The sequence below is a fragment of the Pseudomonas edaphica genome (assembly GCF_965277385.1).
Taxonomy (GTDB): domain Bacteria; phylum Pseudomonadota; class Gammaproteobacteria; order Pseudomonadales; family Pseudomonadaceae; genus Aquipseudomonas; species Aquipseudomonas edaphica.
This window is the reverse complement of record NZ_OZ255725.1, coordinates 6,051,799-6,065,789: the sequence shown is the minus strand read 5'-3', so window position 1 is coordinate 6,065,789 and position 13,991 is coordinate 6,051,799. Positions and strand designations below refer to the sequence as shown.

13 protein-coding genes are annotated in these 13,991 nt (G+C 62.0%); 4 read left to right on the top strand and 9 right to left on the bottom strand.

Features of this window, described 5'->3' with window-relative positions:
• Positions 1-91: 91 nt before the first annotated feature.
• Both ACQY47_RS27615 and ACQY47_RS27610 read right to left on the bottom strand, forming a co-directional pair.
• Entirely contained in the window at positions 92-430 is a 339-nt protein-coding gene (locus tag ACQY47_RS27615; protein ID WP_428553641.1) for a hypothetical protein, read from the bottom strand.
• Positions 431-456: 26 nt separating this feature from the next.
• Positions 457-1,878, bottom strand: a complete 1,422-nt coding sequence (locus ACQY47_RS27610; RefSeq protein ID WP_428553638.1) for a PLP-dependent aminotransferase family protein — start codon at positions 1,876-1,878, stop codon at positions 457-459.
• A gap of 94 nt (positions 1,879-1,972) precedes the next feature.
• Between ACQY47_RS27610 and ACQY47_RS27605 the strand changes: the two genes are divergently transcribed.
• The gene (locus tag ACQY47_RS27605) at positions 1,973-3,199 is read left to right on the top strand and encodes a multidrug effflux MFS transporter (protein ID WP_428553635.1); all 1,227 of its coding nucleotides are present in this window, start codon (positions 1,973-1,975) and stop codon (positions 3,197-3,199) included.
• Between the two features lie 146 nt (positions 3,200-3,345).
• Here the strand turns inward: ACQY47_RS27605 and ACQY47_RS27600 are convergent, their stop codons facing one another.
• Positions 3,346-4,251 (bottom strand): hypothetical protein, encoded by a 906-nt coding sequence (locus ACQY47_RS27600; protein ID WP_017136412.1) that lies wholly within the window; start codon positions 4,249-4,251, stop codon positions 3,346-3,348.
• 411 nt (positions 4,252-4,662) lie between these two features.
• Here ACQY47_RS27600 and ACQY47_RS27595 point away from each other — a divergent pair, with 411 nt between their 5' ends.
• Both ACQY47_RS27595 and ACQY47_RS27590 read left to right on the top strand, forming a co-directional pair.
• Positions 4,663-5,346 (top strand): response regulator transcription factor, encoded by a 684-nt coding sequence (locus tag ACQY47_RS27595; RefSeq protein ID WP_003219726.1) that lies wholly within the window; start codon positions 4,663-4,665, stop codon positions 5,344-5,346.
• Positions 5,324-6,715: a sensor histidine kinase gene (locus tag ACQY47_RS27590; protein ID WP_017135358.1), complete on the top strand. Its 1,392-nt coding sequence runs from the start codon at positions 5,324-5,326 to the stop codon at positions 6,713-6,715. The genes ACQY47_RS27595 and ACQY47_RS27590 overlap by 23 nt, the downstream gene beginning before the upstream one ends.
• Positions 6,716-6,845: 130 nt before the next feature.
• Here ACQY47_RS27590 and ACQY47_RS27585 read toward each other — a convergent pair whose 3' ends face one another.
• From ACQY47_RS27585 to ACQY47_RS27575, 3 genes are read right to left on the bottom strand one after another with little or no spacing between them, the layout of a single operon-like run.
• Positions 6,846-7,256, bottom strand: coding sequence for an SRPBCC family protein (locus ACQY47_RS27585; RefSeq protein ID WP_170040134.1), 411 nt, complete (start codon positions 7,254-7,256; stop codon positions 6,846-6,848).
• A gap of 27 nt (positions 7,257-7,283) precedes the next feature.
• Entirely contained in the window at positions 7,284-8,081 is a 798-nt protein-coding gene (locus ACQY47_RS27580) for an SDR family NAD(P)-dependent oxidoreductase (RefSeq protein WP_017135356.1), read from the bottom strand.
• Between the two features lie 17 nt (positions 8,082-8,098).
• The gene (locus ACQY47_RS27575) at positions 8,099-9,103 is read right to left on the bottom strand and encodes an aldo/keto reductase (RefSeq protein WP_428553628.1); all 1,005 of its coding nucleotides are present in this window, start codon (positions 9,101-9,103) and stop codon (positions 8,099-8,101) included.
• Positions 9,104-9,217: 114 nt separating this feature from the next.
• On the opposite strand from ACQY47_RS27575, the gene ACQY47_RS27570 reads away from it, so the two are divergent.
• Positions 9,218-10,108, top strand: a complete 891-nt coding sequence (locus ACQY47_RS27570; RefSeq protein ID WP_017135354.1) for a LysR substrate-binding domain-containing protein — start codon at positions 9,218-9,220, stop codon at positions 10,106-10,108.
• Positions 10,109-10,224: 116 nt separating this feature from the next.
• On the opposite strand, the gene ACQY47_RS27565 is transcribed toward ACQY47_RS27570, so the two are convergent.
• The 3 genes from ACQY47_RS27565 to ACQY47_RS27555 are packed head-to-tail and all read right to left on the bottom strand — an operon-like array spanning position 10,225 to position 13,984.
• Complete coding sequence (locus ACQY47_RS27565; protein ID WP_428553624.1) at positions 10,225-11,517, bottom strand: NAD(P)/FAD-dependent oxidoreductase; 1,293 nt, start codon at positions 11,515-11,517, stop codon at positions 10,225-10,227.
• Positions 11,514-12,602 carry a polyamine ABC transporter substrate-binding protein gene (locus tag ACQY47_RS27560; RefSeq protein ID WP_169987705.1) on the bottom strand — a complete coding sequence of 363 codons (1,089 nt, stop codon included), beginning with the start codon at positions 12,600-12,602 and terminating at the stop codon, positions 11,514-11,516. Before ACQY47_RS27560 ends, ACQY47_RS27565 begins: the two co-directional genes overlap by 4 nt.
• A 23-nt stretch (positions 12,603-12,625) precedes the next feature.
• Positions 12,626-13,984 carry a glutamine synthetase family protein gene (locus ACQY47_RS27555; protein WP_017135352.1) on the bottom strand — a complete coding sequence of 453 codons (1,359 nt, stop codon included), beginning with the start codon at positions 13,982-13,984 and terminating at the stop codon, positions 12,626-12,628.
• Positions 13,985-13,991: the final 7 nt, after the last annotated feature.

Genomic DNA, 13,991 nt, shown 5'->3' with positions numbered 1-13,991 from the left:
AGATTCCTGATCTGTTCCACTGCTCGCCGCGTTATGCGGCCCACAGCAAGGCCATCCCGCAGTAGGGATGGATGTTCAGATGCAACAGGAATCAGCTACGCGGCGGGCGCCAGACGCCGGAGGGCGTGCGGTCGGGGATAAAATCAGATATGTGGCCGATGGCCAAAGGATGAGCGCGTGCCAGCGGTGCCTTGAGCACCGCCAGGGACAATTGCAGCAGGCCGCCGGTCTTGCATTCCTGGCCCGGCTTGCAGACTTTGCCGTGATCAAAGCCGTCCTGGCAGCAGTCGGGGCTCATGTCGGTCATCACCTGCATGTCTGCCATCTTCATCGGGCACGGCTCGGTGCTCGACGGCACTCCCGCCATCCCGGTCAGGGGAAGCGTGAGGCTTAACAGCATGACCAGGATTAAACGCAGGAGGCGGCTCATGGGGCGCGAGTCTAGCCAAGGGGCGGTTAAGCCGCCATTAACAATTTCGTGAGAACTCGGCCGTGAAAACGAATCTGCGCCAGGGTCAGCGCGGTGTAGCCGATGATCACCGCAGGCGACAGGCTGGCCTCGTCACAGAACTTGCCCAACGGCTGCAAAGTCAGGCCGACGGCGGCAGCGCGGCTACAAAAATCCGCCTCGCAGACGCCTGCCGGCAACCACAGCACAAAATGCAACCCGGCCTGCTGGCCGCTGACCGTGCAGCCGTCCGGCAGGCAGGCGAGCAATGCATCGCGGCGCGCCTGATAGGCTTGGCGTGAAGCGCGCAAATGCCGCACAAACGCCCCACTGCCCAGGAATTCGACCAGGCCCAATTGATCCGTGGCGCCCACCGAATGCCCGGTCCATTGTGAAGTGTGCAATAACGCGGGCCGCAGCGCCCTGGGCACCACCATGAAACCCACACGCAAGCCGGGAAACAGGTTCTTGTTGAAGCTGCCGCAATAGATTACCCGGTCGCCGGAATCGAGGGATTTGAGCGCGGCCAGCGGAGCGCTGTTGTAGTTGTATTCGCTGTCGTAATCGTCTTCGACCACCCAGGCGTCAGCGCGTGCGGCCCAGTCCAGCAATGCCAGGCGGCGCGAGACCGACAAGGTCATGCCCAAGGGCGCCTGGTGGGCAGGCGACACGTAAGCCAACCGCGCCGTGGCTGGGAGTTGGTCGGTGTCGAGGCCTTCGGCGGTGACCGGGATCGATTGAACCTGCGCGCCAGCCAGGCTGAACAGGCGCCGCGCAGGCTTATAGCCTGGGTCTTCGACGCATGCCGTGTCGCCGGGTTTGAGCAGCGTGCGCGCGATCAGGTCGAGGGCGTGACGAATGCCCGTGGTGACAATCACCTCATCCGCCTCACAGTGCATGCCGCGGTAACTGCGCAGGTAGTCGGCGATTTGCTCGCGCAACGCCGGTAACCCGGCCGGGTGCGCGGCCTCCAGCGCACCCGGCCCCGCCAACAGCAAGCCACGGGAAATACAGCGTGCCCAGGTTTTCAAGTCGAACAGACTGGCATCCGGGCGCCGGGCCACAAAAGGCACGTGGCTTTGCACGCCGGCGTCGGGCTGATCAGGCACGGCCAGGCGGCGCGGTTTGCTGCTCGGCGCCGGGGCCGCGATAAACTCCTCGGGGATCACTGCACTCACCCGCGTGCCGGAGCCCGCCACGCGCTCGACATACCCCTCGCTGTGCAAGCGCTCGAACGCCGCCTCCAGGGTGCCACGCGACACCAGCCAGCGTTCGGCCAGGTTGCGGGTCGAGGGCAAGCGGCTGCCCACCGGCAACTGGCGATTGAGGATGGCGGCGCGCAACGCGTCATAGGCGCCCTGCTGCTTGCTGGCGTCCAGCGTATCCGGGCGCGGCAAGTCCAAGATGGCGGCGGTTTTTCCTCGGCGCATAAGTGGTCCAGTGTTTTAAGCAATAAGCGGCTCAAAGAATTAAACCACAAAGTCGTTAGAGTTCAGGCTCTACTCGTTAGCAAAGAAGCTTCCCATGACTCAACGCGCCCTCTCCACCGGGTTCTGGCTGGTCCTGCTGACCGTGCTGATCGCCCTGCCCCGCATCACGCTCGACCTGCATCTGCCAGCCTTGCCCGCCATGGCCGACTACTTCCACAGCAGCGACAGCCAACTGCAACTGACCCTCACGCTGTACACCCTGGGCTCGGCGATTTCCCTGCTGGTCAGCGGCCCGTTGACCGACCGTTTCGGTCGGCGCCCGGTCTTGCTGGCCGGGCTGCTGCTGTACGTGGTGGCGACGGTGACCTGCGCCCAGGCCGACAACCTCGGCGTGCTGGTGATCGCCCGGCTGTTCCAGGCCCTAGGCGGTTGCTGTACCACGGTGATCGGTCGAGTGATCGTGCGCGATTACTTCGACCGCCACGAACAAGCGCGTCTGCTCGGCCTGATCTCCATGGCCATGGCCATCTCGCCGATGGCCGCGCCAGTGCTTGGCAGCCTGATGCTGCCCTTGATCAACTGGCGTGGCTTGTTTGTGCTGCTGGCCGTGATCGGCGCCGTGCTGTGCCTGGTGGTTTACCGCCGCCTGCCGGAAACCCGCCCGACCGAAGTTGCCGCTGCGCCGCCGAGCAACCTGCTGCGCGTGTATGGCCAACTGCTGCGCGACCGCTATTTCCTGCGGTACGCCTTGGCCATCGGCTGTGTGTACAGCACGTATTTTCCGTTTATCAGCGAGTCGTCTTCGCTGTTGCAACGCGGCTACCAACTGACGGCCACGGAATACGCGCTGGTATTCGCCGCGACGATCAGCGGCTACATGCTCGGGGCGAACCTGTTTTGCCGTTTGGTATTGCGCTTCGAGCCCGACCGCTTGATCAACGCTGGGATCGGCCTGAATGTGCTGGGCAGCGTTTTGCTGGCGATGGCGACCCTCGCGCTGCCGGGAGAATGGCTGGCGATTGTGCTGCCGATGGTGGTGATCATGGTGTCGGTGGGGATGGTGATTCCGGCCTGCCAGCTGTCGGTGCTGCAGCCCTATGGCGCGATTGCGGGAACGGCGTCGGGGTTGTTCTTTTTTATCCAGATGATCCTGACGGCGGTGAGCAGTTGGGTGACAGGGTTGTTATCGGATGGCACTTCACTGCCCTTGATGATCATGACCGCAGCGGCGAGCGCCTTGCTGATCACAACCTGGCTGACATTACACAAAACCAAATGTGGGAGCGGGCTTGCCCGCGATAGCGGTGTGTCAGTTAGATAAACCATCAACTTACACTCCGTCATCGCGGGCAAGCCCGCTCCCACAGTTAACCTGAATCAGTGCATAAAGATCGCGATCAGGATGATCACCGGAATCGGCACGCCGAGGAACCACAGTAGTAATGAGCGCATGATGTTCTCCTTGAATTAACGAACGTAGTTTTCGGTTTCGACGTACACCACAGCATCCCGACGACGACCGCCGAAGGTTGCTGCGAAGCTGGCAAAGAACGCGCCGATCAACAGGGCCACAAAGGTCCACAGCGAGGTGTAGGCAGCGACTTTGGCGGCAGTATCGGCCGCTTGCTTGGCTTTGAGCTTGGCATCGTCAATGGCTTTACGGGCTTCCCCGTAGACCTTGTCGATACGCGCTTCGGCGTCGGCCTGGCTGAGGTTGGTGCGCTGGCTGATCAACTGGGCCAGGTAGGTACGGTCCTCCGGTGCCAGTTGGCCGTCGTTGCTCAGGGTGCGGGTGAGAATGCGTGCGACCACGCCGTGTACCGCGTCATCGCTGACGGCAGCTGGGCGGTCATCGCGGAACAGGCTGTCGACGTAGTAGTCGAAGTCGCCGCTGTTGGCGCCCTTGGCTGCGCTACCGGCGGCCTGGCTGATGCCGCTGGCGGCACCTGCTGCGACACTGGCACCGGCTTTCACGCCGCCACTGACCACGCTGCTGACCGAACCGACCACCAGTACTGCGGTGACCAAAGTGGCGACGGCCCAGGCGAGGAAACCATGGGCCGTGTCGCGAAAGTACACTTCATCGCCATGCATATTCGCCCACTTCACACGCAACCGGCCGGCAATGTAACCGCCCAGGCCCGAAGCGACGATTTGGGTGAATGCCAGCCAGATAATCGTGGAAATACCCAGCCCCTTGGCGCTCATGCCGCTGTCGGCCCACGGCGACACCGCCGAAAAGCCCAGGCCGAAGCCCAGCAGCACCAGGATAAGCGACAGTGCAGCCGCCGCAGCGGCCCCGGCAAAGATTGCGCCCCAGGAAACCCCAGAGCGCGCGCTTGACTCTTGCAGCGTGGATGACGATGTGATCATTGTTGTTTTGCTCCCGGCAGGAAAAATAGTGTTACAAGTCTCAAAAGGGACAGTGCAGGCAGCGTGCCAGCCGGGGGAAAAATTAAAATCCTGTTATTTCAACGAGTTAAGTAATTTGAACTTCGCAGGACCGTGCAACTTGCAAGAAACAGCAGTGACGGGCGTGCTTTATGCAATCTCCCTGCAAACCCGCTCACTGTGGGAGCTGGCTTGCCTGCGATAGCGGTCTTCCAGGTTGATATTTTGTGTCTGACACACCGCTATCGCAGGCAAGCCAGCTCCCACAGTGGAGGTGTGCAACCCGGAAATTTGTGGTGGTTTTGCCAAGATGAAGTTTAATTTAGGAAACATTCAGCTACTTCTTGGCAAAATGACCCCACTTCTAGTGTGAATCGCTCACCAGGTAATCCTATGACCCGTATTTTGACCATCGAGGATGACGCCGTAACGGCCCGCGAGATCGTCGCAGAGCTGAGTAGCCATGGACTGGATGTGGATTGGGTGGACAACGGCCGCGAAGGCCTGGTCCGTGCTGTGAGTGGTGATTACGATCTGATCACCCTCGACCGGATGCTGCCGGAGTTGGATGGCCTGGCCATCGTCACGACCCTGCGCACCATCGGGGTGTCGACTCCGATCTTGATGATCAGCGCCCTCTCCGATGTCGATGAACGCGTGCGCGGCCTGCGGGCCGGTGGTGATGACTACTTGACCAAGCCGTTCGCCTCCGACGAAATGGCCGCCCGTGTCGAAGTGCTGCTGCGGCGCAAAAGCACGGTCAAGGAGTTCGAAACCGCCCTGCGCGTGGCCGACCTGGAACTCAACCTGATCAGCCGCGAGGCCAGCCGTGCCGAGCAGCCGCTGAGCCTGTTGCCCACCGAATACAAATTGCTCGAGTTCCTGATGCGCAACACCGGGCAGATCCTGTCGCGGATGATGATCTTCGAGGAAGTCTGGGGTTATCACTTCGACCCGGGCACCAACCTGATCGATGTGCACATCGGTCGCCTGCGCAAGAAAATCGATCCACCGGGCCTCACGCCGCTGATCCGCACGGTACGAGGTTCCGGTTATGTCATTGCTGAACCCCTCTAAGGGCTGGCGCTCCTCCAGCAGCCGCTTGCTGGCGCTCTACAGCTCGCTGTTCGTGGCCTGGAGTTGCATCCTCATGGGGGTGTTGTATTTCGAAGTGTCGGGTTACCTGGGCGACCTGTCCCGCCACTCGCTGATGCAGCGCCAGCACTTGTTTCAGCGTTTCGACGGCGAAGAACTGGTGGAAGCCCTGACCACCAGCATGACCTTCGACATGAAGGGCGTGGACGCCTATGGCCTGTTCGATGAGCAATTTCGCCCCCTGAGCGGGCCGATTCGCGCCGTGCCACCGGACTTGCCGCTGGACGGCAAGATCCACGCGCTGGCCAATTGCGTCGAGTCCGACGACCCCAAACTGCCCAAAGACAGCTGCGACGCCGTCGCCACCCACACCGAAGACGGCCGCTGGCTGGTGCTGGTGCGGGCCAACGGTTCGCTGTTCGGCGTCACCCGGATCATCTGGCATGCACTGCTGTGGGCGCTGTCGCTGACCATTATTCCGGGCGCGGCCGGTTGGCATTTGCTGCGCCGCCGCCCGCTGCGGCGTATTCGCGGGATCCAGGCCAGCGCCGAGGCTATCGTCGCCGGCGACCTGACCCACCGTTTGCCGCTGTCTAATCGGCGTGACGAACTGGACATGCTCGCGGCCATCGTCAACGCCATGCTTGACCGCATCGAGAAGCTGATGAACGAGGTCAAGGGCGTGTGCGACAACATTGCCCACGACCTGCGCACCCCGCTGACACGCTTGCGCGCGCAGCTTTACCGCATCAAGCAGGAAGCCGAGGAAAACTCGGTGTACGCGGTGAAGCTCGACGACGCCATCGCCGAGACCGACACGCTGATGGCGCGCTTTCGCGGGCTGTTGCGCATCTCGGAGCTGGAAGACCACCAGCGCCGCTCGGGTTTCCTGGTAATGGACCCGTTGCCACTGCTGCGCGAGCTGCATGACTTTTATCTGCCGTTGGCCGAGGAAGGCGAATTGCAGTTGCGCCTCGAAGTGCCCGAAGCGCTGCCGTGGATCACCGGCGACCGTGCGCTGCTGTTCGAAGCCTTGGCCAACCTGCTGAGCAACTCGATCAAGTTCTCGCCCGCCGGTGGCGAGGTGATCTTGCGTGGTGTGAATGACGGCGGCAGCACGCGCATCGAAGTGCACGACTCCGGGCCGGGTATTCCGGCGGCGGAACGTGATGCGGTGTTCCAGCGCTTTTATCGCGTGGATGAAAGCGACCAGCAAGGCGGCTTCGGTTTGGGCCTGTCGATTGTGGCGGCGATCATCAACTTGCACGGGTTCAAGCTGGAGGTTGGCAGCAGCCAGCGTGGCGGTGCGCGGTTGGTGCTGGAGTGTCGGCAGCAGTTGATGCCCGAATAGTCCAGGCGCTACAAAACCGTGTGGGAGCTGGCTTGCCTGCGATGACGATGTACCCGGCAAATTTGCATTGCCTGACACTCCGCTATCGCAGGCAAGCCAGCTCCCACATTGGAACGGCTTTGCCAGTTAGTTAGAAGTTGGCGCGCAGCGCTTCGAGGCCGCCGCTGTACACTCCTGTGAACAACTCTTCCACCGCCGCGTCCGTGGTCCCGGCTGCCGGGGTGAACACGCCGGACCAGGTCACTTTCGCCGAGCTGTCGGTGAGCGCCTCAACCTGCAAGGTCGCCAGGTAAGCACTCACCGGAAATGGCGATTGCTCGATGGTGTAGCTGTAGCTGCGCGCCACGTTATCAAAACGCTGCAAACGCTCGACCACCACACCGCCATCTGCGGTTTGCAGGTGGCGCACGCGCCCGCCCTCGCTCGGCTCGCTCTTGACGATAAACGGCAGCCAATCCGGCAGCGCGTTGAAGCCACCGACCAATTGCCAGACCTGATCGGCCGAAACCGGGATTTCAATTACAGAAGAAGCTGTCGCCACACTAAATACTCCAGGAAAAATAAGACTTCAGATCGCCATGCTGTCGACAACACCACCGTCGACCCGCAGCGCAGCGCCTGTGGTTGCAGAGGACAGCGGTGAAGCAATGTACGCCACCAGGTTCGCCACTTCATCCACATTCGCCGCGCGCTGGATGATCGAGGTCGGCCGTGCGTTACGTACAAATACGTCGGCCTCGTCCCGCGCACTGCGCCCGGACTTCTGTGTGGCGTCCTTGAGCATCTGCTCCAGGCCGTCGGTAAAGGTCGGCCCCGGCAGCACTGCGTTAACCGTCACGCCGGTGCCCGCCAAGCGCTTGGCCAGGCCATGGGAAACCGCGAGGTTGGCGCTTTTGGTCACGCCGTAGTTGATCATGTCGGCCGGTGTGGCCACGCCGGACTCCGACGACACGAAGATCACCCGCCCCCAGCCCTGCTCGACCATGCCTGGCGTGTAATGCCGTGCCAGGCGCACGCCGGAGATCACATTGACCTCATAGAAGCGCGTCCACTCGCTGTCGGGCGCATCAAAGAAATCCACATCGTTGAAGATGCCGAGGTTGTTGACCAGGATGTCGGCACGCGGTTCGGCGGCGAACAGTTTCGCGGCGCCTTCGGCGGTGCCAAGATCCGCCACCAGCCCGCGCAGATCAGCGCCCGGCACCGCCTGGCGAATGCTTGCCAGCGCGTCGTCGACCTTGCCCGATTCGCGCCCGATCACCACCACGGTGGCACCGCAGGCGGCCAGCGCCTGGCTGATGCCCAGGCCAATACCGGCGGTGCTGCCGCTGACGATAGCTACTTTGCCGCTTACATCAATGTTCATCGGTGGTACTCCTGAAGTTAGAGCGGCAGAGGCGCACGGGCCGAAATCAACCGGGCCTCGCGCAGCGCCTGCCAGAAGGCTGCCGGGATCTTCTCTGACAACGCTGCAACGTCTTCGGCAATCCGCCCCGGACGACTGGCACCTGGAATCACCGCCGCCACGGCCGGATGCGCCAGGGAAAATTGCAGGGCTGCGGCTTTTATACTTACCCCAAACGCCTGGGCAATCGCCTTGATCTGCTCGACTTTATCGATGATCGCGGGGCTCGCCTGCTGGTATTCGAAGTGCGCGCCACCGGCCAGAATGCCGGAGCTGTAAGGCCCGCCGACGACGATCTCGACGTTCTGCGCCAAGGCTGCGTCCATCAAACGCTGCAAGGCGCGTTCGTGGTCGAGCAAAGTGTAGCGGCCGGCCAGCAGGAAGCCATCGGGCCGGGCTTCGTTGAGGTCAAGGGTCAACTCGCAGGGTTCAACGCGGTTGACGCCCAGGCCCCAGGCCTTGATCACGCCTTCTTCGCGCAGGCGGGTCAGCACCTTGAAGGCGCCGGTGCGGGCCTGGTTGAAGTAGTCCAGCCATTGGTCGCCGTAAAAGTCCTGGGCGATGTCGTGAATCCACACGATGTCCAGGCGGTCGGTTTGCAGGCGCTCGAGGCTGTCTTCGATGGAACGCAAGGTGGCGTCGGCACTGTAGTCATTGAGCATCTTGTTGGGGCGGCCGTGTTCGAACACGCCGCTTTTTTCGCCGAGGTCGCGGGCGCTTTCTTCGACTTCATCGAGAATCACCCGGCCAACTTTGGTGCTGAGCACGAAGTCATCGCGGTTGTACTGCGACAGCGCCTGGCCCAGGCGGATTTCCGACAGGCCCGAGCCGTAAAAGGGAGCGGTGTCGAAGTAACGCACGCCGTGGTTCCAGGCAGCCTCGACGGTGGCCTGGGCTTCGTCTTCGGCAATTGCGCGGAACATATTGCCCAGCGGTGCGGTGCCAAAGCCCAGCGGGCCGGGCAATTTGTCTTTCAAGCTCATGGTGGGTCCTCAATAGGTTGTGAGTCGCTGTGACCGTTGAGCAGATCCTAGATTGCATAGATCGGACCGTCCAAGACATACTGCGATCAACTTGAGTCCTGAAAGGTCTTACACATGATTGATCTTCGCCAACTGCGCTACTTCGAAGTGGTCGCGGAAGAAGAACATGTCGGCCGTGCCGCCGAGCGCCTGCATATCTCGCAGTCACCGCTGAGCCGCCAGATCGCCCAGCTTGAAGAGCGCCTGGGCCTGACCTTGTTCGAACGCAGCCAGCAGCGCATCCGCCTGACCCGCGATGGCCAGACGTTCCTGGCGGAAACCAAGGCGCTGTTGACCCACGCCAATCGCTTGGAATCCCTGGGCAAACGCCTGGGACGCGGCGAAGAAGGCGGCTTGTGCATCGGCTACATCGAAAACGCGATGCACGCCGGCGTGCTGCCCAATGCGTTGCGCGTATTGAGGGATGACCGGCCTACCGTGCATATCAAGCTGTACAACTTGCCGTCGCTGGAACAGCTCGAAGGCTTGCGTCAACGCAGCCTCGACATTGCCCTGGTCGGCGAGCCACCGGCCACCGATGACCCGGACCTGACGGCGCTGCAGGTGCTGGACGACCCGATGCTGCTGGCGCTGCCGGAACATCATGCATTGGCGCGCCACAGCGAGTTGTTACCCGAGCATCTGGCTGATCAGGAGTGGATCGGCGTGCAACGCAAGCCTGGCGCCAACCCGGCGGATGACTTTGTGGCTGCGTGCATTCGTGCTGGTTTTACGCCGCAGATTCCCATGGAAGCCAGTGAGCCGTTTACCGCCCTCGGCCTCGTCGCCTCGGGGTTGGGTGTGGCGATGGTGCAAAAAGGGTTGAGCCGCAATGCGCCGCCTGGCGTGGTGTTGCGTGAACTGCCATGGCTGACCTACACCACGCCGCTGTGGGCGGCGTGGCACCGGGTTAATTTGCGGCCTTTGGTGGAAACGTTCAGGAAGGTGCTGACTGAAAGCCTGTGAAGGCCAGGGCAACGGGTAACCTCATCGCCCCGGACATACTCGGTCCAATGTCAGCCACTCACGCCCTTACCTCAATCTTTCCCCCTCAGGCTCATCCGGTTAAACGCGGCTGCCAGTCAGAGCATTTCTCGCAACCGATACCACAGCATCCCCAACGCCAGCAGCGGCGAGCGCAGGGCCTTGCCGCCGGGGAAGGTCATGTGTGGCACTTGGCTGAAGATATCCAGGCCGTGGCTTGCACCGGCGTGAATGCCTTCGGCAAGCAGGCGCGCGCACCAGTGCGTCACGTTCAGGCCATGCCCGGAATAGCCCTGGGCATAGAACACATTCGGGTACTGCTTGAGGCGCCCAACCTGGGGAAAGCGGTTAGCGGTGATGCCGATCTTGCCGCCCCACTGGAACTCGATGGCGGTGCCTGCCAACTGCGGGAACACCTTGAGCAACTTGGGCTGCATATACGCGGCAATATCCGCAGGGTCACGCCCCGAGTAATGGCAGGCGCCGCCGAACAGCAGGCGTCGGTCAGCCGAGAGCCGGTAGTAATCGAGCCCGACTTTCTGATCGCACAGGGCGAGGTTTTGCGGAATCAACTGCTGGGCCAATTCGACCGACAGAGGCTCGGTGGCGATGATGTAGCTGCCCGCCGGCAGTACCTTGCCGCTCAAGCGCGGTTCCAGTTCCTCCAAGTGCGCGTTACAAGCCAGTACCAGATTAGCCGCACGCACCGTGCCGCCGGCGCAACGCACCTGCACCGTATCGCCGTGTACAAGCTCCAGCACCTGGGTCTGTTCGAAAATCTTCACCCCCAGCGACTCGGCCACCAGCGCCTCGCCGAGCACCAGGTTCAGCGGGTGCAAGTGCCCGGAGCCCATGTCCACCAGGCCGCCGGCGTAGACGCTGGAGCCCACCACCTGCGCCATGTCCTGCGGGCCGACCAGGCGGGTTTCAGGGGCATAACCCAGCGCTGCCAGGCCCGCCTGCTCGCCCTTGAACGCGGCAAACTGCGCCGGGGTGTTGGCCAGTTCGCAAAAGCCCCAACGCAAATCGCAGTCAATGTTGTGCTGGGCGATACGCTCGCCCACCAGCGCCACCGAGTCGATCCCGGCGCGCTGCAGGTAACGCACGCCCTCCTCACCCACATACTTGGCAAACCCCGACACGTCATGGCCGATACCACGGATCAATTGCCCGCCATTACGCCCACTGGCGCCCCAGCCGATGCGCCGGGCCTCCAGCAGGATCACCGAGAGCCCGCGCTGGGCCAGTTCGATGGCGGTGTTGACGCCGGTGAACCCGCCGCCGATCACGCACACATCGGCGCTCAGGTTGGCGCCCAGTGACGGGCGCTCCGGCATGGTATTGGCCGAAGCCCGGTAATAGGACCGGGCGTGGTCATTGGACGGGATCATTTGTTGGTCTTCACTTTGCTCCAGGCGCGGGTCATCAGGCGCATGGTCGCCGGAGTCGGCGTGGTGGAAATATAGAGTTTGTCGAGCACTTCCTGGGACGGGTACACCTCAGGGTTGTTGACCAGCTCCGGCGCCATAAAGGGCTTGGCCGCCGGGTTGGCGTTGGCATAACCGACCGCGGCACTGACCTTGGCGATCACCTCTGGGTCGAGCAAATAATTGATGAAGGCGTGGGCCTCTTTCGGGTTGCCGGCGTCGGCCGGAATCGCCAGCAAGTCGAACCACAGGTTGGAGCCTTCCTTGGGAATCGAGTAGGCGATGTTCACGCCGTTCCTGGCTTCCTTGGCGCGGTTGGCGGCTTGAAATACGTCGCCTGAATAGCCGAAGGCCACGCAGATATCGCCGTTGGCCAAGTCCGAGATGTACTTGGACGAATGGAAGTAGGTGATGTACGGGCGCAGCGTCAGCAGCTTGGCTTCGGCCTGTTTGTAGTCCTCGGGGTTTTCGCTGCGCGGGTCTTTGCCCATGTAATTGAGAATCGCCGGGAACAACTCATCGGCTGAATCGAGAAAAGCCACGCCGCACTCGTGCAGCTTCTTGATGTTCTCGGGCTCAAACAGCACCGCCCATGAGTCGATATGGTCGATGCCCAGCACTTGCTTGACCTTGTCGACGTTGTAGCCGATGCCGTTGGTGCCCCACAGGTACGGCACCGAGTGCGCGTTGCCGGGGTCGTTTTTCTCCAGCAGCTTGAGCAGTTTGGGATCGAGGTTCTTGAAGTTGGGCAACTGCGAACGGTCGAGTTTCAAGAACGCGCCGGCTTTTACCTGGCGTGCCAGGAAGTGGTTGGACGGCACCACCACGTCATAGCCGGTGCGCCCGGCGAGCAACTTGCCTTCCAGGGTTTCGTTGGAGTCGAACACGTCATAGATCACCTTGATCCCGGTCTTGGCCTGGAAATCGGCCAAGGTGGTCTCGCCTATGTAGTCGGTCCAGTTATAGACGCTGACCGTCTGGGCGGCCTGGCCGCTGCTGCTGAACGCCGCGACGAGAGCCAGCGGGAGAAGCTTTTTCACAAGACGCATATCGACACCCCTTTATTGGTTTTTTAGACGCTCAACAGCAGGAACTCACGCTCCCAGGAACTGATCACTCGCTTGAAATTCTCGTGCTCGGCGCGCTTGACCGCCACATAGCCACGCACGAACTTATCGCCCAGGTACTGCTTGACCGTGTCGCAGTCCTCCATGCGCGCCAGCGCATCTTCGAGGGTAAACGGCAGGCGCAGGTTGCGGCGCTCATAGGCACGGCCTTCCACCGGCGCGCTCGGCTCAATTTGCTCGATCATGCCCAGGTAGCCGCACAGCAAGCTCGCGGCAATCGCCAGGTACGGGTTGGCATCCGCGCCCGGCAGGCGGTTTTCCACGCGCATCGCGTCGGGGCTGGAAGTCGGTACACGCAGGCCGACGGTGCGGTTTTCTTCGCCCCACTCCACGTTGACAGGCGCCGAGGTGTCCGGCAAAAAGCGGCGGAACGAGTTCACGTTCGGCGCGAACATCGGCAGCAGCTTGGGGATGTACTTTTGCAAGCCGCCGATGTGATGCAAGAACAGCTGGCTCATCTTGCCGTCGGCGTCGACGAACACCGGCTTGCCGGTGGCGATCTCCACCACGCTCTGGTGCAGGTGCATGGCGCTGCCCGGTTCGTCGGCCACCGGTTTGGCCATAAAGGTCGCGGCCACATTGTGCTTGAGCGCGGCTTCACGCAGGGTGCGTTTGAACACGGTGATCTGGTCGGCCAGGTCGAGGGCGTCGCCATGGCGGAAGTTGATTTCCATCTGCGCCGGGCCGTCTTCGTGGATCAGTGTGTCGAGGTCCAGGCCCTGCAGTTCGCACCAGTCGTAAACGTCTTCGAAAAGCGGGTCGAATTCGTTGGCGGCGTCGATGGAAAACGACTGGCGCCCGGTTTCGGCCCGGCCCGAACGGCCCACCGGGGTTTTCAGCGGCAGGTCCGGGTCTTCGCAGCGCTGGGTCAGGTAGAACTCCATTTCTGGCGCGACAATCGGCTGCCAGCCTTTGTCGGTGTACAGTTGCAGGACTTTTTTCAACACGTTACGCGGCGACAACTCGATGGGGTTGCCCTGCTTGTCGAAGGTGTCATGGATCACGATGGCGGTGGGTTCGATCGCCCACGGCACCACGTAAGTGGCGTTGGACACCGGGCGGCAGATCATGTCGATGTCGGCAGGGTCGAGCAGGTCGTAGTAGATATCGTCGTCGACAAAGTCCCCGGTCACCGTTTGCAGCAGCACACTCTCCGGCAGGCGCATGCCTCGCTCATGCAGGAACTTGTTGGTGGGCGCAATTTTGCCGCGTGCGATGCCAGTCAAATCACTGATCACGCACTCGACTTCGGTAATCTTGTGTTCTTTCAGCCAGGCGGACAGCTGATCGAAGGGGGCGTTCATAAGGACC

Bases quoted from the DNA above. Each gene is read 5' to 3' on its own strand.
- ACQY47_RS27615 (WP_428553641.1), bottom strand. From the start codon at position 430: ATGAGCCGCCTCCTGCGTTTAATCCTGGTCATGCTGTTAAGCCTCACG.
- ACQY47_RS27610 (WP_428553638.1), bottom strand. From the start codon at position 1,878: ATGCGCCGAGGAAAAACCGCCGCCATCTTGGACTTGCCGCGCCCGGAT.
- ACQY47_RS27605 (WP_428553635.1), top strand. From the start codon at position 1,973: ATGACTCAACGCGCCCTCTCCACCGGGTTCTGGCTGGTCCTGCTGACC.
- ACQY47_RS27600 (WP_017136412.1), bottom strand. From the start codon at position 4,251: ATGATCACATCGTCATCCACGCTGCAAGAGTCAAGCGCGCGCTCTGGG.
- ACQY47_RS27595 (WP_003219726.1), top strand. From the start codon at position 4,663: ATGACCCGTATTTTGACCATCGAGGATGACGCCGTAACGGCCCGCGAG.
- ACQY47_RS27590 (WP_017135358.1), top strand. From the start codon at position 5,324: ATGTCATTGCTGAACCCCTCTAAGGGCTGGCGCTCCTCCAGCAGCCGC.
- ACQY47_RS27580 (WP_017135356.1), bottom strand. From the start codon at position 8,081: ATGAACATTGATGTAAGCGGCAAAGTAGCTATCGTCAGCGGCAGCACC.
- ACQY47_RS27575 (WP_428553628.1), bottom strand. From the start codon at position 9,103: ATGAGCTTGAAAGACAAATTGCCCGGCCCGCTGGGCTTTGGCACCGCA.
- ACQY47_RS27570 (WP_017135354.1), top strand. From the start codon at position 9,218: ATGATTGATCTTCGCCAACTGCGCTACTTCGAAGTGGTCGCGGAAGAA.
- ACQY47_RS27565 (WP_428553624.1), bottom strand. From the start codon at position 11,517: ATGATCCCGTCCAATGACCACGCCCGGTCCTATTACCGGGCTTCGGCC.
- ACQY47_RS27560 (WP_169987705.1), bottom strand. From the start codon at position 12,602: ATGCGTCTTGTGAAAAAGCTTCTCCCGCTGGCTCTCGTCGCGGCGTTC.
- ACQY47_RS27555 (WP_017135352.1), bottom strand. From the start codon at position 13,984: ATGAACGCCCCCTTCGATCAGCTGTCCGCCTGGCTGAAAGAACACAAG.